26 protein-coding genes are annotated in these 24,609 nt (G+C 69.2%); 18 read left to right on the forward strand and 8 right to left on the reverse strand.

The annotated features are described in order from the left end of the window. Nucleotides 1–2: 2 nt before the first annotated feature. Nucleotides 3–644: a response regulator gene (locus HNR07_RS30635; protein ID WP_184369471.1), complete on the forward strand. Its 642-nt coding sequence runs from the start codon at nucleotides 3–5 to the stop codon at nucleotides 642–644. Between the two features lie 236 nt (nucleotides 645–880). Here HNR07_RS30635 and HNR07_RS30640 read toward each other — a convergent pair whose 3' ends face one another. Beyond that, complete coding sequence (locus HNR07_RS30640; RefSeq protein ID WP_184372928.1) at nucleotides 881–2,041, reverse strand: PAS domain-containing protein; 1,161 nt, start codon at nucleotides 2,039–2,041, stop codon at nucleotides 881–883. Nucleotides 2,042–2,215: 174 nt separating this feature from the next. Here HNR07_RS30640 and HNR07_RS30645 point away from each other — a divergent pair, with 174 nt between their 5' ends. Continuing rightward, entirely contained in the window at nucleotides 2,216–2,989 is a 774-nt protein-coding gene (locus HNR07_RS30645; RefSeq protein ID WP_184369474.1) for a GAF and ANTAR domain-containing protein, read from the forward strand. A 170-nt stretch (nucleotides 2,990–3,159) separates the two neighbouring features. Next, on the forward strand, nucleotides 3,160–3,507 hold the full coding sequence (locus HNR07_RS30650; RefSeq protein ID WP_184369477.1) for an STAS domain-containing protein: 348 nt from the start codon (nucleotides 3,160–3,162) through the stop codon (nucleotides 3,505–3,507). A gap of 7 nt (nucleotides 3,508–3,514) precedes the next feature. Here HNR07_RS30650 and HNR07_RS30655 read toward each other — a convergent pair whose 3' ends face one another. Together HNR07_RS30655 and HNR07_RS30660 are read right to left on the reverse strand one after the other, a co-directional pair. Next, a complete protein-coding gene (locus HNR07_RS30655) occupies nucleotides 3,515–4,564 on the reverse strand; it encodes an anti-sigma factor RsbA family regulatory protein (RefSeq protein ID WP_184369480.1) in 1,050 nt (349 codons plus the stop codon). Between the two features lie 16 nt (nucleotides 4,565–4,580). Then, nucleotides 4,581–5,855, reverse strand: a complete 1,275-nt coding sequence (locus HNR07_RS30660) for a glycosyltransferase (protein ID WP_184369483.1) — start codon at nucleotides 5,853–5,855, stop codon at nucleotides 4,581–4,583. Nucleotides 5,856–6,744: 889 nt separating this feature from the next. On the opposite strand from HNR07_RS30660, the gene HNR07_RS30665 reads away from it, so the two are divergent. Further along, on the forward strand, nucleotides 6,745–7,506 hold the full coding sequence (locus tag HNR07_RS30665; protein WP_017583031.1) for a PP2C family protein-serine/threonine phosphatase: 762 nt from the start codon (nucleotides 6,745–6,747) through the stop codon (nucleotides 7,504–7,506). A gap of 102 nt (nucleotides 7,507–7,608) precedes the next feature. Here HNR07_RS30665 and HNR07_RS30670 read toward each other — a convergent pair whose 3' ends face one another. From HNR07_RS30670 to HNR07_RS30680, 3 genes are all read right to left on the reverse strand, one after another. Continuing rightward, entirely contained in the window at nucleotides 7,609–8,259 is a 651-nt protein-coding gene (locus HNR07_RS30670; protein ID WP_184369486.1) for a copper resistance CopC family protein, read from the reverse strand. Nucleotides 8,260–8,386: 127 nt separating this feature from the next. Next, nucleotides 8,387–8,971, reverse strand: coding sequence for a copper resistance protein (locus HNR07_RS30675; protein ID WP_184369489.1), 585 nt, complete (start codon nucleotides 8,969–8,971; stop codon nucleotides 8,387–8,389). Nucleotides 8,972–9,137: 166 nt separating this feature from the next. After that, nucleotides 9,138–9,401, reverse strand: a complete 264-nt coding sequence (locus HNR07_RS30680) for a WhiB family transcriptional regulator (RefSeq protein ID WP_017546866.1) — start codon at nucleotides 9,399–9,401, stop codon at nucleotides 9,138–9,140. A gap of 791 nt (nucleotides 9,402–10,192) precedes the next feature. On the opposite strand from HNR07_RS30680, the gene ectA reads away from it, so the two are divergent. From ectA to HNR07_RS30735, 11 genes are all read left to right on the forward strand, one after another. Next, complete coding sequence (ectA, locus tag HNR07_RS30685) at nucleotides 10,193–10,699, forward strand: diaminobutyrate acetyltransferase (RefSeq protein ID WP_312894084.1); 507 nt, start codon at nucleotides 10,193–10,195, stop codon at nucleotides 10,697–10,699. A 91-nt stretch (nucleotides 10,700–10,790) separates the two neighbouring features. Continuing rightward, nucleotides 10,791–12,062, forward strand: coding sequence for a diaminobutyrate--2-oxoglutarate transaminase (gene ectB, locus HNR07_RS30690; protein ID WP_184369493.1), 1,272 nt, complete (start codon nucleotides 10,791–10,793; stop codon nucleotides 12,060–12,062). Between the two features lie 188 nt (nucleotides 12,063–12,250). After that, nucleotides 12,251–12,652, forward strand: coding sequence for an ectoine synthase (locus HNR07_RS30695; protein ID WP_017583025.1), 402 nt, complete (start codon nucleotides 12,251–12,253; stop codon nucleotides 12,650–12,652). A 513-nt stretch (nucleotides 12,653–13,165) separates the two neighbouring features. Continuing rightward, a complete protein-coding gene (ehuB, locus tag HNR07_RS30700) occupies nucleotides 13,166–14,026 on the forward strand; it encodes an ectoine/hydroxyectoine ABC transporter substrate-binding protein EhuB (protein WP_184369496.1) in 861 nt (286 codons plus the stop codon). A 6-nt stretch (nucleotides 14,027–14,032) separates the two neighbouring features. Continuing rightward, nucleotides 14,033–14,761 carry an ectoine/hydroxyectoine ABC transporter permease subunit EhuC gene (gene ehuC, locus HNR07_RS30705; protein WP_184369499.1) on the forward strand — a complete coding sequence of 243 codons (729 nt, stop codon included), beginning with the start codon at nucleotides 14,033–14,035 and terminating at the stop codon, nucleotides 14,759–14,761. Nucleotides 14,762–14,796: 35 nt separating this feature from the next. After that, on the forward strand, nucleotides 14,797–15,402 hold the full coding sequence (ehuD, locus tag HNR07_RS30710) for an ectoine/hydroxyectoine ABC transporter permease subunit EhuD (protein WP_221320021.1): 606 nt from the start codon (nucleotides 14,797–14,799) through the stop codon (nucleotides 15,400–15,402). Beyond that, complete coding sequence (gene ehuA, locus HNR07_RS30715) at nucleotides 15,389–16,225, forward strand: ectoine/hydroxyectoine ABC transporter ATP-binding protein EhuA (RefSeq protein ID WP_281387213.1); 837 nt, start codon at nucleotides 15,389–15,391, stop codon at nucleotides 16,223–16,225. Before ehuD ends, ehuA begins: the two co-directional genes overlap by 14 nt. A gap of 207 nt (nucleotides 16,226–16,432) precedes the next feature. Then, a complete protein-coding gene (locus HNR07_RS30720; RefSeq protein ID WP_184369506.1) occupies nucleotides 16,433–17,380 on the forward strand; it encodes a CPBP family intramembrane glutamic endopeptidase in 948 nt (315 codons plus the stop codon). A gap of 231 nt (nucleotides 17,381–17,611) precedes the next feature. Further along, nucleotides 17,612–19,714, forward strand: coding sequence for an RNA degradosome polyphosphate kinase (locus tag HNR07_RS30725; RefSeq protein WP_184369509.1), 2,103 nt, complete (start codon nucleotides 17,612–17,614; stop codon nucleotides 19,712–19,714). An 89-nt stretch (nucleotides 19,715–19,803) separates the two neighbouring features. Then, nucleotides 19,804–20,748 carry an NUDIX hydrolase gene (locus HNR07_RS30730; protein ID WP_184369512.1) on the forward strand — a complete coding sequence of 315 codons (945 nt, stop codon included), beginning with the start codon at nucleotides 19,804–19,806 and terminating at the stop codon, nucleotides 20,746–20,748. A gap of 56 nt (nucleotides 20,749–20,804) precedes the next feature. Further along, complete coding sequence (locus HNR07_RS30735) at nucleotides 20,805–21,257, forward strand: SRPBCC family protein (protein ID WP_184369516.1); 453 nt, start codon at nucleotides 20,805–20,807, stop codon at nucleotides 21,255–21,257. Nucleotides 21,258–21,404: 147 nt separating this feature from the next. On the opposite strand, the gene HNR07_RS30740 is transcribed toward HNR07_RS30735, so the two are convergent. Next, entirely contained in the window at nucleotides 21,405–21,647 is a 243-nt protein-coding gene (locus HNR07_RS30740; protein ID WP_184369519.1) for a hypothetical protein, read from the reverse strand. A gap of 312 nt (nucleotides 21,648–21,959) precedes the next feature. Between HNR07_RS30740 and HNR07_RS30745 the strand changes: the two genes are divergently transcribed. The 3 genes from HNR07_RS30745 (at nucleotide 21,960) to HNR07_RS34525 (ending at nucleotide 24,079) form a co-directional block, all read left to right on the forward strand. Continuing rightward, nucleotides 21,960–22,655 carry a M50 family metallopeptidase gene (locus tag HNR07_RS30745; protein ID WP_184372932.1) on the forward strand — a complete coding sequence of 232 codons (696 nt, stop codon included), beginning with the start codon at nucleotides 21,960–21,962 and terminating at the stop codon, nucleotides 22,653–22,655. Nucleotides 22,656–22,907: 252 nt separating this feature from the next. Then, nucleotides 22,908–23,228, forward strand: coding sequence for a helix-turn-helix domain-containing protein (locus HNR07_RS34520; RefSeq protein WP_221318717.1), 321 nt, complete (start codon nucleotides 22,908–22,910; stop codon nucleotides 23,226–23,228). Then, nucleotides 23,225–24,079: an IS3 family transposase gene (locus tag HNR07_RS34525; protein ID WP_312893595.1), complete on the forward strand. Its 855-nt coding sequence runs from the start codon at nucleotides 23,225–23,227 to the stop codon at nucleotides 24,077–24,079. Before HNR07_RS34520 ends, HNR07_RS34525 begins: the two co-directional genes overlap by 4 nt. A 141-nt stretch (nucleotides 24,080–24,220) precedes the next feature. Here the strand turns inward: HNR07_RS34525 and HNR07_RS30755 are convergent, their stop codons facing one another. Next, a complete protein-coding gene (locus tag HNR07_RS30755) occupies nucleotides 24,221–24,577 on the reverse strand; it encodes an STAS domain-containing protein (protein WP_017583014.1) in 357 nt (118 codons plus the stop codon). Nucleotides 24,578–24,609 lie beyond the last annotated feature (32 nt).

Consider the following 24,609-nt stretch of genomic DNA (forward strand, 5'->3'; position numbering starts at 1 on the left):
CAGTGACTCAGAAGGCCAACATCCTCCTCGTCGACGACCGCGACGAGAACCTCATCGCGTTGGAGGCGGCCCTCACCTCCCTCGACCAGAACCTGGTCCGGGCCAACTCCGGTGAGGAGGCGCTGAAGCACCTTCTGGGCACCGACTTCGCGGTCATCCTGCTCGACGTGATCATGCCCGGCATGGACGGCTACGAGACCGCCGCGCACATCAAGCAGCGCGAGAAGACCAAGGACGTGCCGATCATCTTCCTGACCGCCCAGGAAGTCGATCGGCACCAGGTCTTCCGCGGCTACTCCTCGCGCGCGGTGGACTTCCTGATCAAGCCGTTCGACCCGTGGGTACTGCGCTCCAAGGTCGAGGTGTTCGTGGAGCTGCACCAGCTCAAGGCGCAGATGCGCGAACAGGCCAGGTCCCTCCAGCGAGTGCTCAACCAGGAGACCGGCGAACCCGGCAAGGTCCTGGCCGAACAGCTCTCCCAGCGCTCCCGCCAGGTCCAGACCGACCTCACCGCGCTGCGCGAGCACGTCGTGGACAAGTACCAGGAGATCGACCAGCCCCTGGTGGACGCCGTCCGCCGGGTGGACCGCTCGGCCTCCCGCCTGTCCACCCTCGTCGACACCCTCCACGGCCCCGACGAGTAAGCCGGGCCGAGTAGGGCGATCAGACAGCCGGTCCGCCCCCTCCCCGTGACCCCTCCCCGTGATGATCTTGCTACCAGGAGCGAGATCGGCGCCGAACTTGCTTCTGGTAGCAAGATCACTGAGGTGGGATCAGCGCGGTGCAGCGGCAGTGGCCGGGCTCCCCGCGGGCCCAGGCCGGGAATTCGGCCGCGGCGGGGGCATCGCGGGGAGGGCCAGGGGTTCCCGCACGTGCCCTCCTACTGAGAGCGGGGCGGGAGGGCCAGGCCGATGTGTTCGCCGATCTCCTCGATGAGGCCGAGGTCGGCCAGGCGGAAGCTGCCGCGGTTGCTGCGGCGGATCAGGGTGAGCGCGCCCCGTACGCCGCGACTTCCCCTGAGCGGGACCGACAGCAGTGAGCCAGCGCCGAGGACGGACAGCAGCGGGGCGCCCGTGTCCGTGTGGCCCAGGACCGTCTCGTCCTCGATCAGCGGGAACAGCAGCGACTGGCCTCGGCCCAGGACCTCGCCGGGGATGTCGGAGTCGCCCGGGGTGAGCGCGGCGACCTCCTCTCGCTGGCCCTCGGGGGCGTCGGCCGGGCCGACCACGGCGGCGCGGCGGGCCGCCCTGGGGCCCTCGGGCAGGTCACAGACGTCGATGACCACCCAGTCCGCGTACGAGTCGGCCAGCAGATCCGCCGCGTCGCTCAGGGCGAGGTCCTCGGTGGGCGTGGTGCCGCGCAGCAGGAGCCGGGTCATCCGGGTGAGCACGTCCAGCCTTCGGGCGGCCAGCACCACCACCTGGTCCTCCACCTCGGACTCCAGCGGCGCGGGGCCCTCCTCCTCGGCGCCGTTCATCGGCGGGGACATCGCCACCAGCACCAACGGCTGTGCCTCGGTGGGCAGTTCCAGGCGGGTGAGGGTCAGGTGCACGTCCTCCGCCCAGCCGCGCTGGGCCAGCCTGGACTCCAGGTGGGCCGGGCCGTCCCCGCGCAGCACGGCGGCCAGCCACGACTGCATGGCCGCCCGTTTGCGCAGGTCCACGAAGTGGGTGAAGGGCTTTCCGGTGAGGTAGCCCGGAGCGCTGCCCAGCTGGTTGGCCCCGGCGTTGTTGATCCGGCGGACGTAACCGTCGTGGTCCAGCAGCACCACCGGCACGCTGAGTTCGTTGAACACGGCGCGCAACAGGACCCGGTCCCCGTCCTCGGCGGGTTTGCGCGGCCCCGGCGCTTCGCTGTGCGAACGGGCCAGTTCGGCCCCGGCCGTGCCGAGCAGCCGCTCCGCGTACTCCAGCTCGGCCAGCGATGCCTCGGCGGTGCCCTGGGCGTCGTCCGGGTACATGGCGTGCGTATTGCGCAAAGCGGCGATCCGATCACTCAGAGCAGCGATCTCGCGTTGCAGATCGGCGAGGTTCTCCGACACGCTCACGGTCTCCCGGTCGTCTTCGAGGGCTTCTTGCCAGTACCCGTCGCGGCCGTGCCTGACACCGTTGGCTCCGATGTCCGTCGGCCGAAACCGGCGACTGTCCGGTCGAGGGTCCCCCGAAGGTTACCGTTGGTCCCGGAACCCGGGAGTTTTCGGCAGGAGGTTCGGGCTGTGTGGATCGAACACCTCGCCCGTGACATCGGCGCGTTGGGGCAGGCGGAGAACACCACGCTCGAACGCGCCCTGGATCAGATGAGCAGGGCCGCCGCCCTCGGCGTCCCCGGCTGCTCGGCCGCCCTGGTGGTGGTCTGGCGCGAGGTGGTGGGCTCCGACGGCACCATCCGCCACGTGGTCACCGACTACGGGGCGTCCCACGCAGATCTCTCCGAGGCACTGGAACACCAGTACACGACCGACGAGGGCCCCACCGTGGAGGCGGTCCGGGAGATGCGCCAGGTCCGGGTCGCCGACGTACTGCGCGAACACCGCTGGCCCCGCTACACGAGCATGGCGGTCCAGTGCGGAGACCGCTCCTCGGTCACCCAGCCCAGCAAGCTCTCCGGTGACGCCGACGGCGACGAGGACCGGATCCTCACCTTCGGGGTGCACTCCGGCCGGGCCGACGCCTTCGACGAGGAGGTGGTCACCCAGCTCACCGCGCTGCTCGCCGAACACGCCGCCATGGCCCTGACCACCGCCGGACGCCAGGCCGACGCCGCCCGCGAGTCCGCCCACATGCGCCGCGCGATGTCCGCGCGTACCCTGATCGACCAGGCCAAGGGCATCATCATGCACGCCCGGGGCTGCGACGCCGACACCGCCTTCGCGGCCCTGCGGGAGGTCGCCCAGCGCAACCGCAAGAAGGTCGTGGACGTCGCCCGGGACCTGGTGGAGGAGAACACCGGACCGCAGCGGTCGCGCCGCCCGGGGCCGAACGGGCGCTGAAGCCCCGGTTTCACAGACCTGACCGGCGTCGGGATGAGTCCCGAGCGTGACCGTAAGCCGTCATGATGATGCAGGGAGCACGAACTGGGACGTCGAGGTGCGGTGGCGGTCGGCCCGCCGGGGCGCGCCGAACTCCGATCGGCGCACGTGAACGACAAGGAGAACCGAGCGTGACGTCAGACATCTCGATCCGTCGCGAGGATGGCGTCGTCGTCGTGGCCCCCGTGGGGGAGATGGACGCGGTCACCTCGCCCGCGCTCGCGGACGCCCTGGACGATGTCCTGGCGGCGCCCCTGCCCAAGGGGGTGGTGGTCGACCTCGCCAAGGTGGGCTTCTGCGACTCCCGCTGCATCGGCGTGCTGGTCTCCGCCTTCCGGCAGGCTCGCGACCTCGGGCTGGGCCTCATCGTCGCCGAACCCCAGCAGCAGGTGAACCGCCTGTTCGTCATCGCCGGGATCGACCAGGTTATCCCGATCGACGCCAGCACCGATCACGCCGTGGGAGCGCTCAAGGGCTGAGCCTGCCCTACGGGCTCTGCCGGCTCCCTTCGCCCTGCCGCTGTCGCTGCCCGGCCGGTCGCGGTTGTTCGGCGCGCCCCCGCTCCTCCAGTCGCGCCTGCTCGTCGAACCGTGCCTGCTGGCCAAACCGTGCCTGTTGGTCAAAGAAGTGCAGCCGCACCAGCGAACCCTGGTCGCTGCCGCTGATCTCCAGGAAGTCACAGCTCTGCCGGGTGATCCACAGCCCGTACCCGCGCGGGCGGAGCGTGTCGGCCGGGCGGTAGCCGACGAGCGGGTCGGTGAGGCCGCCCTGTTCGTCGAAGACGTCGCACACCCATCGGTCCTCGCCCCGCCACACGTGCACGCTGCCCTTGCCCGCGCCGTGTTCGAGCACGTTGGCGGCGAGCTCGTTCACCGCCACGACCACGCTGTCCACCCGGTCCCGGGGCAGCCCGACGGCCTCGCCCAGGGACGTGAGGTCCCCGCGCAGGCGGGGGAGCGACTGGCAGATCTCCAGGCGGTGCACCGGCCCGCGCACGGGGATCGGCTCCGGAGCCAGGGGGCGGCGCCCGAAGGCCTGGGTGCCCAGGTAGGCCGGGTTCGGTCGGGGCCCCTCCTCGTCCACCAGCACCGGGTGGGTGGCTCGGACCGCGGCGCGCGCACCCGGCCCCAGGGCGCGCTGGTCGTGTACGCACAGCAGCCGCATGCTCATCGGGGCCAGCGCGGTGCTCAGCACCGACTCCAGCCGGTGCCACTCGCGCAGTTCCATCGTGGAGCCGTCGCTGAGTTCGGCGAGCGGGGGCTCGGCGACCACGCAGACCGGATCGGGGCCGTGGGCCAGGGCCAGCCGGTGCAGAGCGGCCAGAGTGCGCCCGGGGGCGTCGTAGAGGCTCTCCCTGGCGATGACGTCCACCCGGTCGCGCTCGTGCGGGGTGAGCCCGTCCAGGAGCGCGGCCGGGTCGGTGACCGAGAGCACCACGTGCGCGTCCTCGCGTACGGCGGACCGCAGCCGCTCCCGGGCCACCTCGTGGAACCGTCTCTCACGGCGAAAGAGCAGTCCCTGGTGTTCGAACGTCATCAGTGTGTGGGGCCGTTCAGTTGACCGAACCGGACAGGAGGAGCTCCGCCTCGTCCTCTTCGACATCCTCGCGCACGGCCTGCTGCGGCCGGGAGCGCTCGTAGGCGATCTCGGTTTCGACGGCGATGCGCTGCCAGGTGAACCGGGAGCGGGCCCGGTCCACCGCGGCGATGCCGTAGGCGGTGCTCATGGTGGGCGTGTTCAGTACGGCGCGCACGGAGCGGGCGACCTCGTCGGGCCGGCCGAAGCGCATGAGCACGCCGCTGGTGCGGTGCAGTACCGCGCCGGGGACCGCCCCGGTGGCGGTGGCCACCACGGGCAGGCCGCAGGCCATGGCCTCCAGCACGGAGCCGCCGTAGGGGTCGTAGGAGGCGGCCGAGACGTACACATCGGCCGAGCGCAGCAGACGGGGGAGCTCCTTGCGCTCCACCGGTCCGGTCAGGTGCACGCGGTCGTCCACCCCGGCCTCCTTGGCGAGCAGCTCGATCCGCCGGGCGTTCTCGTCCAGCGCCACGTCCTGGTCCTCGGCGGTGGACACCAGCAGCAGTTCGGCCTCGGGGACGCGGGTCATCGCCTCCACCAGACGCTCGGCGCCTCCGGCCTCGGTCAGGGAGGTGACCGAGATCAGCCGGGGCCGCTCCTCGCGGCGGCAGTGCCACGGCTCGGCCGAGGCGCTGCCCTCGACGCTGAAGTGGTCGGGGTCCACCCCGAACGGGACGACGCTCACGTGGTGGCGGGGCACGCCCAGGCGCGCCAGCTCGCCCTGCTGGTCGGTGGAGTTGACCAGGACGTGGTCGGCGCGGGAGGCGAGGATCGTCTCCATGCGGGCGCGGTCGGGCCGGTGGGCGAGGCCGGAGCGCTGCTCGCTGGCGTTGAGGGAGTGGAAGGTCTGGACGATCGGCGTCCCGCTCTGGTCCTTCTCGCTGTGCGCCTGGGCGTGCAGCGCGGCCAGGCCGCTGGTCCAGCCGATGGCGTGCAGGACGTCCGGGCCGTCCTCGTCGAGGACCGCGGCGAGCGCGGTGCCGAAGGCCCCGGTGTGCTCGGCCTGCTCGTTGTCGTCGAGCGGTCGGGCGGGCCCGGCGTCCAGGTAGGCCACGGAGACGCCGCGGGCCATGCGCGTGCGGCCGTCGGGCTGCTCGGGGTCGCTGCGGCGCGCGTAGACGGTCACCTTGTGACCGCGCTTGGCGAGCTGACGGGACAGCGCGCACACGTGCAGGCTCGCGGGGCAGGCCGGTTCGCCCCGGTGGGCGGGAAGGGGATTGGCGTGTTCGGCGACCATGGCGATCTTCACTGGGCTGAACTCCTTGGACACCGCCTTGGTGTCCGTCGTGGATGGGCCCGGGGGGACTCCGGAGCGGGGAGTCGGAATCCTCCCGGGAGCGACTGTGCGTTGTGATCCGTCTCCGGCGCCCGGGAGAGGCACCGGACCGCCCGGGCGGGGGGCGGCGGTCCGGGCCCCGGCGGACGGGCCCGGAAGCGAGTCAGGGGGATTCAGGGGGATGAGATCTGGGGAGCGGGTCCGCGCACCGGTGGAGGGGGATGCAGGGCAGCACTGGGCGCCGCACGCACGCGAGGTGTACGGACGGTGGATACCGGAGAGGGGAGGAGCTGGGAACGACGCACGACAAGACCACACCAAACGACCGTCGAAGGAAGGGTTCGAGCCACCGGGAGCACCTGGAAACGGGTCACTGAGGACCCAGGCGCCGCGCGGGGCGGGTCGTGTGTGTCTGCGTCTTAGACACCCAACGCCCCCATTCTGCCAGACCGTGAGCGAGGCGACAACGTGGGTCCGATCGCCTCCGGGGTCCCACCGCACATCCGAAACCCCTCCGGCGTAACGGGTACCGGGTCCCGCACAGGCCCTCTGGGCTGCGGGTTGACCGAACCTGTCGGTTGGCTCTGTCGGCCGGGTCCCAGCAGCGCTACTGTCGGACCGGAACCGGACGACGGCACAACACACGTCCCAGGCTGAACCGTCGCAACACTTTTGGCGGCGAAAACCGGTGCGGGAACTGCATATCCGGGTGTTTTCCGCCATGATGTACGCGGATTTTGACCGACTCCGGCGGTGGCTCGGTACGGTTACAGAATCCAGACGTTGTACGGGACTCGACCAAGGCCCGGCGCCAGACGCCGGCCAACCGGCCATGCGGCCGATGAAACGGGAGGAAGGGCGTATGGGTGTCGCTGGTGGGGAAGTCATTGTCACGGCCCTCACGCACCGGGGCGCTATCCGCCCCGCCAACGAGGACTCCGTGGTCATGGGTGCTCTCACCGTCGCCAGCGCGAACATGACCTCCCCGGTCCGCTGCGTGCTGCCGGTGAGTGAACCGGTCATCCTCGCGGTCGCGGACGGAATCGGCGGCCAGGCCGCGGGAGAGATCGCCTCCGAGCACGCGGTGCACCGGATGGCCGAGATGGGGCCGCGCCTCAACGGCCCGGAGGAGATCGCCCAGCTCCTCACCAACATCGACGAGGAGATCAAGGACCACGCGCTCCAACACACCGAGTTCTCCGGCATGGGGACCACGGTCGCGGGGGTCCTGCTCAACAGTGACGGCAACTTCTGGTTCAACGTGGGTGACTCCCGCACCTACCGCCTGGAGGGCCGCTACCTGCGCCAGCTCTCCGAGGACGACTCGCCGGCGCTGCCTCCCTCCGAGGACGGCCGCCCCGTCACCACCAACTTCATCACCCAGTCCCTGGGCGGCAGCTCGGGCGGGTCGATGCACCCCCACGTGGGACGGGACGAGGCCGCCGACCCCAGCGCCTGGCTCATGTGCAGCGACGGCCTGTCGGACCTGGTGCTGCCCGAGGAGATGGAGCGCATGATCGCCGAGGCGGGCAGCGACGAGGCGGCCGTGCACGCCCTGTGGCAGGCCGCGATGGAGGCGGGCGGCAAGGACAACATCAGCATCCTGCTGGCCCGCCGAAGGTAGCGGGCGCCAAGTACACACGGACACGCGAGGGGCCCGCACGCGTCGGCGTGCGGGCCCCTCAGCCCTTGTGCGCCCCTCAGCTGCCGCTGGGGGCCGTACTGGCTACTTCTGGGCCGAGTCGCCGTCCGAACCCTCGTCCGAGCCCGCTCCGGGGCGGTTGCGCAGGCGCACCGCGACGAGCACGATCGCGCCGAGGCCGGCGGCCGCCGCGACGATACCGGCCAGCACCATCACCGGGGAGGTGCCGGACTCCTCGGCCGCTGTGCTCTCCGCGGTCGCGGGGGAGGCGTCGACGGTCTCCGCGTCCTCGGCGGGGGCCTCCTCCCCGGCCCCGGCCGGGTCCTCCTCGGGCTCCTCCGGGGCGGCGGCCGCGACGGCCTCCTCGCTGACCGAGAAGGTCAGGGTGTCCTGGATCGGGTGGCCGTCGGAGGACACCACGCGGTAGGCGATGCTGTACTCGCCCGCCTCGCTGAGCGGGGCCAGGTCCACGGACACGTCGGTGCCGTCGAACTCCAGGTCTCCCTCCTGCTTCTCGGCGCCGTCGGGGCCGGTCACCACGATGGCGCTGCCGCTGCCGCCCGCCAGCGGGGAGTTGTTGAAGGTCAGCACGACCTCCTCGGGGACGGTGTCGAGGGCGGCGCCGTCCTCCGGGTCGGAGCCGATGAGCACGTCATGGGCGAAGGCGGGGGCGGGGGCCAGCAGCAGCGCCGCGGCGAAGGGGGCGAACAGGGCTGCGGTACGGATGGATCTCATGGTCTTCTCTCAGGCCGTTGCGGGTGCGGTTCGCGCCCGGAGGGCACGGGTCGGGGCCCGTGCTGCTCCGGGCGTTTCGTGAGGAACCGCCTCAGGCAGCCCCGTGACCGGGCGGTCCGGGGCGCGGTCAGGAACAGAGGCGGAACGCGGACGAACCGGGAGGTCCGCGGGGGCCGTGCGCCGACGGCGCGGGGCGAGGGGGCGCGCCGGGCCGGGGCGCGCTGCGAGTCCGCCCGGGCGTACCGAACGAGAGGTCGGGGACCCGGAGCAGGCGTGGCAGGGCACGGGAGAGGGCGGTGGCCAGGGACCAGAGCGCGGACTCTCCGTGGGCCAGCAGCGCGGCGGCGAGCAGGGCCGCCCACAGGTGTGCGAACAGCATCCCCGGGGCGAAGCCGAGGGCGTGGGAGAGTAGCCCGTGCCCGCTGTGGTCGGTTCCGTGGTCGAGTGCGACCAGGCCGGGTCCGGCCGCCTGGAGGATCAGGTGCAGGGCGACCTGTGCGAGGGCCATCACGGCGAAGATGTCGCCGAAGCCCCGCATGATCCGGGTGAACCGCCACAGGAGTCCGAAGAGGAACGCCGTGGCCAGGAGGAAGCCCCCGGCCCCGGCGGGCGTCTGGGCCCAGAGGTTGTGTCCGACCCAGGCAAGGCCCGTGGACGCACCGGCGAGGAGAGCCGTGCGCGTGAGGCGGAGTGTGCCGTGAGCGGGTCGCACGATAGTGAACCTAGGCTGTGCCCCCAGGGGCCGCAAGACCTCCGGACGTGAGAACGGGCTCGTTCGTCTCGGGGCCCGGGTCCGGATCGTCCGGGGACACAGGTGAGCCGCCGGGCGCGGGGTCGGCGGCTCGCGACCTCCCGCGCCCGGCGGCTCCGCCTTGCGCCTATCCCGCCGGTACCAGCTCGCGGCGCATGTAGCGACGCTGCTCGGGGGTGGTCCCACCCCAGACTCCATGAGCCTCACCAGCGCGCAGGGCCCACCGCAGACATTCCGGGCGAACAGTACAGCTGCGGCAGACGTCCAGGGCCTGCTCCGTGTCGGTGCGGCCGATCCCGGTGCTGCTCACCGGGAAGAAGATCTCCGGGTCGTACGAGCGGCAGTTTCCCTGCTCGACCCAGTCCTCGCTGTCGTGGTACAGGCGATTCACGGACGCCTCCGATCCCTGGTCAGTGGTCTCCGCCGTGGTTCTACGGCGGGGGCGACGAAGTTCGAGTCCGCACTGCCGTCTCGGGGATGCGCGTCCCTGATGGGCTGCGGCGAAGCGGTGCGACTAATTGTAGTACTACATGAGGTCGTACTACACAGAGTCTGATGGAAACTCGGCGATTCATCAAGGACGTTCAGCGGTGTCGAGGGACTTCGTGCCCCTGTCGGAGTCAAGGGAGCGGGGCGATCCGGGCAGGAGATGACAAGCCGGCGTGTCGCCGCGGGGGTGCGAGAAATTCCCGTGTGCAGGTGGTTCCGAGAGCCGGCGGGCGTAGCGTGTGACGTGCGGGGTCGCCCGGCTCGCGCGTTATGTCGCGAGGTTTCCACCGAATTGATGTGACTTAACGCACGCTTAATATTCCTCGCGGAGGCTCTATGTTTGACCCTGACGGATGTCGGCGGCCCATCGCCGGGTGTGTTCTCACCCTGGGCTACGCGAGTCCGCCCCCGGGGGTGAATCCCCTGATGGACAGGGCGTGAGCGGTGCGGGCGGCCACTACTGCGCGTCACCTGGGAGCCCTGCACAGAGTGGGTTCAAGCTGCTAAATAAACGGGTCCTACCCACTCAGAATCCGCTTAAACATCTGCGCGGATTCTCGCTGAAACGTCTTTGACCTTCGTTCGCTAAGTTCGATCGACGTGCCACATCTACGAACGAACCTCCAAGCACGCGACCGAACTGAAGGCGGGGCTGTGAGCTCCCAGACCGCAGAGGCCGCGCGCCGTGAAGGCGTGCGCCTTTCGCACCCTTCCCCGGAGGACGGGCCGCACATGTGGCGGTTGGCCGGCGAGACGGGGATGGACGTCAACTCCCCGTACGCCTACACGCTCTGGTGCCGGGACTTCGCCGCGACCAGCGTCGTGGCGCGGGACACCGACGGCCGGGTGGCGGCCTACGTCACCGGTTACGTCCGCCCCGACAGCCCGGACACGTACTTCCTCTGGCAGGTGGCCGTCGACTCCGCGTACCGGGGTCAGCGGCTGGCCCGCCGGATGCTCGACTTCATCGGCGACGCGATCGCCGAGCAGGGCCTTCAGTACCTCGAAGCGACCGTCACTCCCGACAACGAGGCCTCCCGAGCCCTCTTCGCGTCCTTCGCGCGGAGCCGGCGGACCGAGGCCGTGTGGAGCCCGCTCTTCGGCGCGGAGCACTTCCCGAAGCACGGGGACGAGCCCCACGAGCCCGAGGACCTCGTCCGCATCGGGCCCTTCGGCTCGCATCCCGCCACCGACGACTGACCATCCGCACCGGATCAACTCGATCCTGTACCCACCCCTCGTCTAAGCCATGAGCCCACGAAGTTGGGGAAAGGAACCAAGGAACAGCACCATGGAGACCTTCCAGCGCCTCGAGTCCGAAGTCCGCGGATACTGCCGGAACTGGCCGGTCGTCTTCGACAAGGCGGTCGGCAGCCACGTTTACGACGAGTCGGGAAAGCCCTACCTGGACTTCTTCGCCGGGGCCGGATCGCTCAACTACGGTCACAACAACCCCGAGCTGAAGACCTCGCTCATCGAGTACCTGACGGACGACCGCATCGTCCACAGCCTCGACGCCTACAGCGTGGCCAAACGCGAGTTCCTGAAAACCTTCGAGGACGTCATCCTCAAACCGAGGAACCTGGACTACAAGATCCAGTTCCCCGGCCCCGCGGGCAACAACGCGGTCGAGGCCGCGCTCAAACTGGCCCGCAAGTACACCGGTCGCCAGACCATCATCAACTTCACCAACGGCTTCCACGGCATGACCCTGGGGGCCCTGGCCGTCACCGGCAACTCCATGAAGCGCGGCGGCGCCGGCGTGCCGCTGGACCACGTGGCGACCATGCCGTTCGACAACTACCTCGACGGCAAGACCCCGGACTTCCTGTGGCTGCGCACCCTCCTGGACGACAGCGGCAGCGGCCTGGACGCCCCGGCCGCCGTCATCGTCGAGGCCATCCAGGGTGAGGGCGGCATCAACGTCGCCAGCTCCGAGTGGCTGCGCGGGCTCTCCGAGCTCTGCCAGGAGTACGGGATCCTGCTGATCCTGGACGACATCCAGATGGGCTGCGGCCGCACCGGCAAGTTCTTCAGCTTCGAAGAGGCCGGCATCGTCCCGGACATCGTCACCCTGTCCAAGTCCATCAGCGGTTACGGCCTGCCGATGGCGCTCACGCTGTTCAAGCGCGAGCTGGACGTGTGGGAGCCGGGCGAGCACAACGGCACCTTCCGCGGCTTCAACCCGGCCATGGTCACCGGCGCCGAGGCGCTGCGCCGCTTCTGGAGCGACGGCGCCTTCGCCGAGGCCACCATCGCCAAGGGCGACATGGTCCAGGCCCGCCTCGCGGAGATGGCCGCCGAGCACGCCGACTTCGGCGCGCACGTGCGCGGCCGCGGCCTGGCCCGCGGTCTGGCCTTCGACGCCGAGGGCGGCATCGCCAAGAAGGTCGCCGCCGAGTCCTTCGACCGCGGCCTGCTCCTGGAGACCTCCGGTCCCGAGGACGAGGTCGCCAAGCTGCTCCCGCCGCTGACCGCGACGGAGGAGGAGCTGACCGCCGGCCTGGACATCATGGCCGACGCCGCCCGCGCCGCCGTCAAGGCCGCCGCGCAGCCCGCCTAAGAGCGGTCCAGCCGCCGGGACGGCCGTCCCGGCGGCGGTGTCCGAACGCCCCAGTGGCGCTTTCGGACCGACGGGTTCCACCGAATTCGGTTCCGGGGCCGGTCGCCACCCCTACCGGGGTGCCGGTCGGCCCCGTACCGTGTATCACCAGCGCATACAGCGCGCATCAGAGCGTGAAGGAGACACAAGTGATCGTTCGCAGTCTGGACGAGGTCAACGACACCGACGCTGACATCAAGACCGAGAACTGGCGCAGCCGTCGGATCGTCCTGGCCAAGGAGAAGGTCGGCTTCTCCTTCCACGAGACCGTCCTGTACGCGGGCACCGAGTCGACGTTCTGGTACGCCAACCACATCGAGCTCGTGCACTGCATCGAGGGCGAGGCCGAGCTGACCAACGAGGAGACCGGGGAGAAGCACATCATCACCCCGGGCACCCTCTACCTGCTCAACGGCCACGAGAAGCACACGGTCCGCCCCAAGACGGACTTCCGCGTCCTGTGCGTCTTCAACCCGCCCGTCACCGGGCGCGAGGTCCACGACGAGAACGGCGTCTACCCGCTGGTCGTCGAAGAGGACGCCAACGCGTAGTCACACCGACGCGCGGTCACGCCGAAGCGTAGCCCTCGGGGCACACGGTCTCGCCAGAGCGGGCGGGGTTCATTCACTTGAGCCCCGCCCGTTCGCGTTCGCAGGGTAGTGACCCCTGGGTGACGGGCATAAGAACCCATAGTCACCAAGCACAGGTGGCCAGCTCGGAGGGGGTGTCTCATCGGGTCACCCGATGAGATGCGACTCATAACCAGTGCATAACGGACTAAACATGTTCAGTTACTGCACGGCGGGCCCGGGGAGGGAGACCCCGTACCACCGCCGTCGCCCCACGCACCCGGGCGGCGGCGACCGCCGCGGTACCGTGCCGCGGAAGCGCCCACACGAGGCGATCCACCATCCGAACGCGCGGAGCCCTCGCCCTGTCCTTCGGGCGAAGGCGCCGCTATCGCGAGTTTTCGAGGAGCAGTCGTGAAGAATCAGGGACCAGCGCGTCGGCGGGGAACCTGGGGGCGCCGAGACGCTCTCCGTCTGGCCGGGGTCGGTGCGGCAGTGACCGGACTCGCAGCCTGCAGTCGAGTCGACGACGGCGGTGGCGGCGGTACCGGGGCCGACGGCGAGGAGGGGCAGAGCACCCTCGAACGCCTGCGCGAACAGGGATTCGTGGCGGTGGCCCTGGCCAACGAGGTGCCCTTCGGCTTCGTGGACTCCTCCGGTGAGGCGGCCGGGCAGTCCCCGGCGGTGGCCCGAGCGGTCTTCGAGGAGCTGGGCGTCCCGGAGATCCAGGCGTCGGCGACCTCGTGGGACGGTCTGATCCCGGGCCTGCAGGCCAACCGCTACGACGTCATCGCCGCCGGTGTGTTCATCACCCCCGAGCGCTGCGAGCAGGTCGCGTTCACCGAACCGACCGCCACCTCGCCCGAGGCCTTCCTGGTGGAGGAGGGCAACCCGCACGGCATCCAGCACTTCGAGGACTTCGCCGACAACCCCGACCTCACCCTCGCCGTCCTCAACGGTTCGGTGGAGCAGACCTACGCCGAGTACTTCGGCGTGCCCGGCGGCCAGCTGGAGCTCATCCCGGACCAGACCCGCGGTTTCGAACTGCTGCAGAGCGGTCGCGTCGACGCGGTGTCCATGCTGGCGGTGTCCCACACCTACCTGCTGATCGAGCGCGACCTCGAGGACGAGTACACCGTCACCGACCCCTTCTACCCCGTGATGAACGACAACGAGGAGAAGGGCTGGGGCGGGCTGTGCGTCCGCCAGGAGGACGAGGAACTGCTCTCGGAGATGAACCGGGTCATCGGTGAGTTCAGGGAGAGCGGCCGTCTGCTCGAGCTCGGCGAGGAGTGGGGCTTCACCGAGGACGACCTGCCCGACGAGACCACCACAGCGGAACTCTGCGAGGGCTGATCCCTCGTGGAGTTCCTTCTAGAACAGTGGCCACGCTTCGTTGCCGGAGCGTGGCTCACCATCCAGCTCACGCTCGGCGGCATCGTCCTGGCCTTCGTCCTGGCGATGTTCTTCGGCATTTTGGGTACCGTCCAGCACTGGCTGGCCAGGGCCGTCGCCACGGTGTACGTGGAGGTGTTCCGGGGCATCGCGGCACTGGTCGTCATGTACTGGTTCATCTACGCCCTGCCCGTGGCGACCGGCTTCCAGCTGGACGACATGTTCGCCGCGATCCTGGCGCTGGGCCTGAACCTGGGCGCCTACGGGGCCGAGGTGGTGCGCTCCTCGATCAACGCCGTACCCAAGGCGCAGATCGAGGCGACCGTCTCACTGAACATGTCCTGGCCGCAGCGCATGCGCCTGGTGGTCCTGCCCCAGGCCTGGGCGCAGATGCTGCCCACGTTCGGCAACCTGGTCGTGGAGCTGATGAAGGCGACGGCCGTGGTCTACCTGGTGGGCCTGCACGACCTCTCCTGGGTCGCCGACGACCTGCGCCGCCTGTCCGGCGAGACGATCCCGGTCTTCCTCGTGGCCTTCGCCCTCTACTACCTGATCGCCCAGGTCCTGATCTTCTGCGTGCGGCTGCTCGAACGCAGGGCCAACCAGAAACTGGGTAGGACCCCGCCGTCAGGCGGCGGGATCTTGGGGCTGCTGCGACCCCCGGCGGTCGGTACGAAGGTGGGGGTGGCCAAGTGAGCGGGTTCTGGGATTTCGAGTACACCGGTCAGGTCATGCCCGACCTGTTGAGCGGCCTGCTGGTGACGATCCAGGCGACGGGGATCGGCTACGCCCTCGCCCTGACCCTCGGCCTGGTCATCGCGATGGTTCGGCGCGTGCCGCTCTTCGGCTCCGTCGTGCACTTCCTCATGGAGTTCATCCGCACGACTCCGCTGGTGATCCAGCTGGTGTTCGTCTTCGCGCTGGCCCCGGCCAACGTCTCGGCGTTCACCATCGGTGTCGTCGTCCTCGGTATCCACTACGCGGCCTACACCGCTGAGGTGTACCGCTCGGGCATCGAGGGCGTGGCCAAGGGGCAGTGGGAGGCGGCCCGGGCGCTGAGCCTGCCGGGCACGCGGACCTGGGGCGCCATCGTGCTGCCCCAGGCCATCCGCAAGGTCATCCCCGCACTGGGCAACTACCTGATCGCGATGTTCAAGGACACCCCCTTGCTCTTCGCCATCGGAGTGGTGGAGCTGCTGGCCGTGGCACAGCAGGTCGGAAGCAGGGACTTCCGCTACGTGGAGACGTTCACCATCGTCGGTCTCCTCTTCCTCGTGGTGAGCGTCCCCTCCGCGATTCTGATTCGACGACTGGAGAAGCGATATGTCGCCGTCTGATACCCCCGAGAACACGACGGCACCGGGTGTCGAGGGCGATGCCGCGGACGGCCCGCTGATCGTGTTCGACCAGGTGGTGAAGCGCTTCGGCGACCTCACCGTGCTGGACCACCTCGACTTCAACGTGGCGGCCGGTGAACGCGTCACCCTGATCGGGCCGAGCGGTTCGGGCAAGACCACCATCCTGCGCCTGCTCATGACCCTGGAGAAGGTCACCGAGGGGCACATCCGGATCGGTGGCGAGCCGTTCAGCCACATGCCCCGGGGCAGCGGCCTGGTCCCGGCCAGCGAGAGCTACCTGCGCCGGCGCCGCAAGAGCATCGGCATGGTGTTCCAGCAGTTCAACCTGTTCCCCAACATGACGGTTCGCAAGAACATCATGGAGGCGCCGGTCCACGTCCTGGGCCTGAGCAAGGACGAGGCCAGCGAGCGGGCCGCTGACCTGCTCGACCTGGTGGGGCTGGGCGACAAGATCGACGCCCACCCGACCCAGCTGTCCGGCGGCCAGCAGCAGCGCGTGGCGATCGCCCGCGCCCTGGCCATGCGCCCGGAGATCCTGCTGCTGGACGAGGTCACCTCCGCCCTTGACCCGGAGTTGGTGGCCGGCGTGCTGGACGTGTTGCGCGAGGTGGCCGAGACCACCGACATCACGATGTTGTGCGTGACCCACGAGATGGGTTTCGCGCGCGACGTCTCGCACCGCGTGCTGATGTTCGACAAGGGCCGGATCGCCGAGGAGGGCCACCCGGACCAGATCTTCGGCGACCCTCGGGAGGAGCGGACCAAGTCCTTCCTCAAGTCGGTCCTGGAGAACGGCCACTAGGTTCGGCTCCGTGTGCCGCGAAAGCTGAGGGCGCCGACCGGATCGTCACCGCGATCCGGCTGGCGCCCTGCTGATTTTCCACCGCGACGTCGCCCCCTGTGCGTGTGTCGGCCCCGGTGACAGCCGGGTGACGACATACCGTAGTCATTAAGTCGCGTTTAGTTTCCCCTGGTGGAGAATGTGTGTTCTGAGACAGGGGGGACGCTTGTGACCATGGTGCGAAGATGGGGGCTCGCCGGGGGGCTCGCCCTCGCCGCGGTCCTGCTCGGCGGCGCGCTGTTCGCCCATCCCGTGCTGCGCGGCGACGTCTTCGGGGACGGCGCCGTGCTGTTCCTGATCACCTGGTTGCCGATGCTGATCGGCGGGGTCATGGCATGGGGCCTCGTGCAGGCGTTCGGTCGGCGGGACGAGCTCGACAGGCGCATCGCCGCCGCCATGGGCGGCCACCCCATGAGCCGCGAACTCAGCTGGATGGTGATCCTGCTGGGCTGTTTCATCGCGTCGATGGTCCTGCTGTCCTGGATCTTCGCCGTCTACGGCGAGGAGACGGGGATCGCCCCGGACCTGGCGATGTCGGTCTCCCTGGTCTCCCGACTGCTGTTCCTGTTCGCGCTTCCGCTGCTCATCATGGACCGCTCGGGGCTGACCGTGGACGGCAAGGGCACCGCCATGCCCGCGATCGCGCTGAAGGTGGCCGAACTCTGGCGCTGGCTCGGGCTGATCCCCGTGGTCGCCGCGGTCGGGCTGATCGGCTACCTCATCACCCCGCACATCGGACTGCCCTCCCCCTCCCTGGCCCTGTACGCGCTGCTGGTCGCCTTCACCGTGATCGCCACGTGCGAGGAGATCTTCTTCCGCGGCATGATGCAGACCCGGCTGGAGCAGTTCATGGGCCGCTGGGGAGGCATCGTGATGACCTCGGTGGTGTTCGCGCTGACCTACGCGATCATCCAGCCCTACGACGCCGTCTCCCAGCTTCCCGGCTACGACCTCATGCACGACACCGGCCTGGCCCTGCTCACCTACGGCGCCGCGAGTCTGCTCTACGGCTACCTCTGGGCGTGCTTTCGCAACACGTGGATCAACGTCCTCATGCGCGTGGCGATGTTCGTGCTCCTCCTGCCGCCGGATCTGCGCATCGGCATCGGCCAGTAGTTCGGCGTCGCCCGGTAGGCCATTCGCCGAACTCCCCGGAAAACTCGTCAGACCACGCGTCCTGCCAGGTCAGGCAGGGCGCGTGATCGCGTCATGAGCGAAAAGTTGCCCCGAACCCCAGGACACGGGTGTGGATATGGGTACAGAAGCTGCATAGCAGCCGTGTTGCGGTCATTTTCCCCTCATGGGGTTGTCACCGTGCGGTCATGAAAAAGGGGGAGTCTGCCCACTGTGAGCACGGAATCAGCGCCAACGCCAGCGGGTCCCACCACCACCGAACTGCCCGTCGACAGGTTCATGGACCGAGAGGAGGGATGGCTCCGTTTCAACCAGCGGGTCCTCGAACTCGCCGAGGACGAGAACATCCCGCTGCTCGAACGGACGCGGTTCCTCGCGATCTTCTCCAACAACCTCGACGAGTTCTTCATGGTCCGGGTCGCCGGACTCAAACGCCGACTGGCCACCGGACTGTCCGTCGCCTCGGCCAGCGGACACCACCCGCGGGACCTCCTGGAGCGCGTCTCCCTGTTCACGCACGACCTCATGCTGCGCCAGACGGCCTGCTTCGAGGACAGCGTCGCCCCGGCCCTGGCGGAGGAGGGTATCCGCATCGTCCGGTGGAACGAACTGGACACCGCCGAGCGCGAGTACCTGCACGGTTACTTCCGCCGCTCCATCTACCCGCTGGTGACGCCGTTCGCGGTCGACTCCGCGCACCCCTTCCCCTACATCTCCGGGCGCTCGCTCAACCTCGCCGTCACCGTGCGCGACCCCCAGGACGACCGGCGCATGTTCGCGCGGGTCAAGGTGCCCAGCTCACTGCCGCGCTTCATCGAACTCACCGCGCACGGCGGCGGCCGCTTCGTCCCGGTCGAGGACATCATCGCCGCCCACCTGCCCCAGCTCTTCGAGGGCATGCAGGTGGTCGAGCACCACGCCTTCCGGGTCACCCGCAACGCCGACCTCGAGGTCGACGAGGACGAGACCGACGACCTCGTCCAGTCCCTGGAGAACGAACTCCTGCGCCGCCGGTTCGGCCCGCTGGTGCGCCTGGAGGTGGAGCAGACCATCAGCGACGAGGTCCTGCTCATCCTGCGCGAGGAACTGGGCGCCGAGGAGGAGGAGATCTACCGGGTCCCCGGTCCGCTCAACCTGGCAGGGCTCGCCCAGATCGCCGACAGCGACCGCCCAGACCTGAGCTACCCGCCCATGGTCCCGGTCGAACCGCGCGCGCTGACCTCGGGTGACCTGTTCGCGACCATCCGCGAACGCGAGATCCTGGTCCACCACCCCTACGAGTCCTTCGCCACCACCACCGAACGGTTCCTGGCCCTGGCCGCGATGGACCCCAAGGTCGTGGCGATCAAGCAGACCCTCTACCGCACCAGCGGGGACTCACCCATCGTGGAGTCGCTCATCGAGGCGGCCCGCGGCGGCAAGGAGGTCGTGGTCCTGGTCGAGATCAAGGCCCGCTTCGACGAGCAGAACAACATCCAGTGGGCCCGCAAGCTCGAGGAGGCCGGCTGCCACGTGGTCTACGGCGTGATCGGCCTCAAGACTCACTGCAAGCTGTCCATGGTGATCCGCCAGGACGACGACGGCCTGCTGCGCCGCTACTGCCACGTCGGCACCGGCAACTACAACCCGAGCACCGCCCGCGTCTACGAGGACCTCGGCCTGTTCAGCGCCGCCGCCGAGGTGGGCGAGGACGTCAGCGACCTCTTCAACAGCCTCACCGGGTTCTCCCGCAAGAAACACTACCGACGGCTGATGGTCGCGCCCGCGGCCCTGCGCGAGGGGCTGCTCCAACAGATCGAGACCGAGGTGGACAACAGCCTCAAGGGGGAGCCCGCCCACATCCGGATCAAGGTCAACTCCCTGGTCGACGAGGAGATCATCGACGCCCTCTACCGGGCCTCACAGTCGGGGGTCAACGTCGACCTGTGGGTGCGCGGCAGCTGCGTGCTGCGCGCCGGGGTGCCGGGGCTGTCCGACAACATCCGGGTGCGCAGCATCCTCGGCCGTTTCCTGGAGCACTCCCGCGTGTTCGTCTTCGCCAACGGCTGGCGGCCCAAGGTCTGGATCGGCAGCGCCGACCTGATGCCCCGCAACCTGGACCGGCGCGTGGAGGCACTGGTCCGGATCGCCGATCCGGAGCAGTGCCGCCGGTTGGTGGGCATCATGGACCTGGCGATGTCCGACAGCACCTCCTCGTGGCGGCTCGAACCCGACGGCACATGGACCCGGGTCACCCACGACGAGGAGGGCCAACCGCTGGTCGACCTCCAGGACACCCTGCGCGGCGACCGGCATCTGAGAGTGGTGGACGGGTGAACACCCACGAGTCCGGGACCGAAGAAGGTACCGACGTTTCCGAAGGGTCCGACCCACAGAGCAGCGCCACGGAGAGCGTGGATATCCGTGTGACCAGTGCCTTCCCTCCGCGGGACACCGCGGTGGGCGGATACCTGGAGCCGATCCGGGCGGGCGGGGCGGTGCTCTGGCGCGACGCGGGGCGGGGCCGGGAGGTCGTCCTCATCCGCCGCCCGGACCGGGGCGACTGGACCCTGCCCAAGGGCAAGCTCAAGAACGGCGAGCACCCCATCATCGGCGCCGTCCGCGAGGTCGAGGAGGAGACCGGCCTGGCCCCCGTGATGGGGCGCCGGCTCCCGCCGCAGCGCTACCTCAAGGACGGCTGGCCCAAACAGGTGGAATGGTGGGCGGCCACCCCGGCCCAGTCGGGCGGGGAGGTCGACTACGAACCCAACGAGGAGGTGGACGTGGTCGAGTGGGTCCCCGTGGAGGAGGCCCGCACCCGCCTGAGCTACGACCACGACGTCCAGGTCCTCGACAACTTCCGGGCCGGTCCCGCACGGACCTTCCCGGTCATCCTGCTGCGGCACCTGTCCGCGGGGGAGAAGCGGGCCTGGAACGACAACGACCTGCTCCGCCCGCTCGATGCCTCGGGCCGCTCCGACGCGCTGGCGCTGCCCCGGGTCCTGGCGGCCTACGGGAGCCCCGGCGCGGTCTCCTCGGCCGCGGCGCGCTGCACGGAGTCCCTGCTGCCCTACACCGTGGAGTGCGACGCCCCGATGCGCACCGAACGCGCCTTCACCGTGGGGCGCGAGGGCAAGGGCTACGAGGTGGAGGAGGCCCGGGAGGCCTTCGCGCGGATCCTGGCCGAGGGGCGGCCCGCCGTGGTGTGCACCCACGGGGAGCTGATCCCGCACCTGATGACCGAGGCGCTCACCAGCCTGGGCGCCCCGCTGTCCCAGCAGCGCAGCCTGCGCAAGGGTTCCTTCTGGGTCGTACACGTGTCCCAGGACGGGAAACTGGCGGGGGTGGAGCGACACGGGGTGCGGGAGTGAACCGCGTCCGTCGGGCCGGGTAGGGGAGTGCTCCCGAGCGGTGACATGATGCGGTCATGGCCAAACACATGGTGGCTCGGAGCGTCGTCGTCGACGCCCCGGCCAAGAGGATCTTCGACCTCGTCGCCGCACCGTCCCGCCACCCCGAGCTCGACGGGTCGGGCACGGTCCAGAGCGCGCTCTTCGGTCCGGAACGGCTGGAGGCGGACTCCGAGTTCGGAATGGACATGAAGATGCTCGGGCTCCCCTACCGGATGACCAACCGGGTGGTGGAGTTCGAGGAGGGCCGGCTCATCGCGTGGAAGCACGTGGGGTCGCACCGCTGGCGCTACGAGTTCGAGGAGCTGCCGCAGGGAGGGACCCTGGTCACCGAGACCTTCGACTACTCGCGGGGGCAGGTGGGCTTCTACATCCTGAGCGGGGCTCCGGCGCGCAACGCCCGCGGCATCGAGCGGACGCTGGAACGCCTCAAGGAGCTGGCGGAGGCCGAGGAGGCCGCACAGGCCTGACGGTCGCGGAGGTCTGTCGGCCGTGCAGGCCCGACCCCCTTCCCGAACACACACCTGGGCCCCGGTCGCGTGACCGGGGCCCAGGGCGTTCGGCTGACCGAGGAGGTCAGGACCGGGAGACAGTGGTCAGCGGCCAGAGGCCGACGGCTAGTAGTAGTAGCCGTTGTCCTTGTCCTTGCCCTTGTGGTCCTTGTGCCAGTGCTTGCCCTTGTCGTCCTTGTCCGACCAGTATCCGTAGCCGTGGCCCTGCTCGACCACCGTGCGCTGGAGGTCGTAGTAGCCGTCATAGCCGTCATAGCCCTTGTGCCCGGCGGCGGCGGGGGAGGCGGCCATGGCGACGGCGGCGCCGGTGGCGGCGGTCATGAGGGCGAGAGCAACGAAGCGCTTCACACGGAATCCTTGCTGTGAGTAGCTGGAAAATCACTAACAGTGGTGACTGTAGGTCGGCTTCGCTCGTTTGGCCAGTTCATCGGAGCCCAAAGCCACGGACTTTTCGGTTCGGCCGCGGCCCAACCGTCAGACACGGCACCCGCCCAAATGCCCTAAAGTTCGGCAAGGGCCCGCGTTCTCCGCGCCTCCCGGCCGCCGCGGTGTCGGCTGAACCGGCCCGAAGCGGTGCCGGCTGGTCCGGTCCGCTGGAAGTGCTGCACGTGGTGCCGGTCGAAGCGGGAAGTCGGGAGTCCAGTAGTGGTGGGAACGAGCTTGGGTGACGTGTGGCAGGACGTGCTGTCCGTCCAGCCCGACCCGGAGCAGTGGATCATCGTCACGACGGCGGTGGTGGCCCTGGCGACCGTGTTGCTGGGGCCGCCCTGGCGGGTGGCGCGCAACGTCGTCACCATCGTCCACGAGGGAGGGCACGCGCTGCTGGCCCTGTTGAGCGGGCGCCAGCTGACCGGTATCCGGCTGCACTCGGACACCTCCGGGGTGACGGTCTCCCGCGGCAAGCCCACGGGTGTCGGCATGATCCTCACGGTCTTCGCCGGCTACATCGCCCCGAGCGTGGTCGGCCTGCTGGGCATCCTCATGCTGATGTCGGGCCGCATCACCGCGCTGCTGTGGCTGAGCATCGTCTTCCTCGCCGCCATGCTGGTCATGATCCGCAACTTCTACGGAGTGCTGTCGATCGTGCTCACCGGCGCGGTGGTCTTCGGCGTCAGCTGGTTCACCCCGCACGAGGTCCAGGCGGCGTTCGCCTACCTGTTCATCTGGTTCCTGCTCTTCGCCGGGGTGCGGCCGGTCCTGGAACTCCAGTCGCAGCGGATGCGCAACCCCTCCCCGCAGTCGGACGCGGACCAGATGGCCCGCCTGACCGGCCTGCCGGGCACCTTCTGGGTGATGGTGTTCCTGCTGGTGAACGCGGCCGTCACCGGGCTGGGCGTGTGGCTGCTGTTCTTCTGAGCCCGGACGTGACAGGGGCCCCGCGTCGCGATGAACTGCTCCCTGGAAGTTGGACTGGAAATCCAGTTCCATCGACCAGGGAGCAGTCCCATGAGAGCGAACAGCTCACTCACCCAGGACCAACGCCACCAAGCGATAGCGTTGTTCGAGCAAGGCAGAGCCGATCACGCGGTAGCGGCCTCTCTGGGGGTCTCGCGATGGGCGGTCCGAAGCCTGTACCGACGGTGGCGGATCCACGGCCCGGGAGCGCTGGTGACCAAACAAGCGAAGAAGTCCTACTCCTTCGAGTTCAAGGTCGAGGCGGTGCGCCGCCTCCTGGCGGGCGAGCCCAAGACCGAGCTGGCCAAGGAACTGGAACTGTCCTCACCCAAGCTGCTGGAATCGTGGGTGCGCACCTACCGCACCCAGGGCTCAGAAGGGCTACGCCCCAAGCAGCGAGGACGCCCGCCCAAGAGCGCACCACAAGAGCCAGCCTCAGAGCTGGAACGACTACGCCGTGAGAACGAGCTCCTGCGTGCCCAGAACGCCTACCTGGGAAAAGTGCGGGCCTTGAGGGAACATCCACCAGAGTGAGGGTTCACGCTGTGGTCGCCCTCAAGGCCGAACACCGATTGGACGTGCTGCTGCGGGTTGCTGGGCTGGCCCGCTCCACGTTCTTCTACCACCAGGCCCGACTCCAAACCCCGGATCCCCACGCAGCGCTCAAGGCCCAGATCAGGCAGCTCTTCGACAAGAACAAGGGCCGCTACGGGCACCGCCGGATCCATGACCAGCTCCTCAAGAAGGGGTGGCGGGTAGCGAAGAAGACCGTACTCAAGCTCATGAACCAGCTGGGCCTGGTCTGCCGGGTGCGCCGCAAGAAGCCCTACGGCTCCTACCGGGGCCAGGCGGGCCAGGTGGCGCCGAACCTGCTGGAGCGTGACTTCACCGCGCAGGGGCCGAACCAGAAATGGGTGACCGACGTGAGCGAGTTCGCCGTCGCGGGCCACAAGGTCTACCTGTCACCGGTCATGGACCTGTTCGACCGGCAGATCATCTCCTACACGGCCGCTCTGTCACCGAACCTGGAGTTGACCAACACCTCCTTGCGGGAGGCGTTGAAGACCCTGCCCCCTGGTCAGAGCCCGCTGGTCCACTCCGACCAGGGGTTTCAGTATCAGCACGTGTCCTGGCGGCGGCTGCTCGCCGGGGTCGACGGTCTTCAGTCGATGTCGCGCAAGGGCAACTGTCTGGACAACGCGGTGATCGAGAGTTTCTTCGGTCACCTGAAGGAGGAGTTCTTCACCCACTCCGAGTTCGAGACCGTCGAGGAGTTCACCGCAGGGCTGGATGAGTACATCGCCTGGTTCAACCACGAACGCGTCCATAGCTATCTTGAGGGCCTGAGCCCGGTGCAGTACCGAGCTCAGGCCCTGGCGGCCTAACCTTTAGTTAGCCGGTCCAACTATCGGGGACCAGTTCACGACGCGGGGCCTTTCGCGTACCTCGGACGGTGTGCGCCCCGGACGGGCGCGCGCGGAGCGCTCCGCGGGACGGGCCTAGGGCAAGTGTTCGCCGAACACGCCCTAGCTGGCGGTCTGCGGGGCGGCGAGCGCCTGGGCGACCGAGGCGAACACCGGGATGCGGGTGTCCAGCGAGGTCACACGCAGGGTCTGCATGACCCGCGGCACCGGGGCGGCGATCACCAGAAGGGCCTGCTGCTCCTTGGCGGTCTTGTGCGCGCGGATGAGCACGCGCAGCCCGCTGGAGTCGATGAAACGCAGGTCGGAGCAGTCCAGCACGACGCGGCCGAAGGGCTGCGTGGTCAACGCCTCCGTGACCGCTTCCTGAAAGCGGCCCTCGGTGGCCATGTCGATCTCCCCGTCCAGGGCCAGCACGCGTCCGGACTCGTGGAGGGTGGAGGAAATGGTCAGGTCGGGCATTGCGACTCCGGCGTACTCGGGCCGTGCCCGAA

This window comes from Nocardiopsis metallicus (assembly GCF_014201115.1).
In the GTDB taxonomy this organism is placed as follows: domain Bacteria; phylum Actinomycetota; class Actinomycetes; order Streptosporangiales; family Streptosporangiaceae; genus Nocardiopsis; species Nocardiopsis metallicus.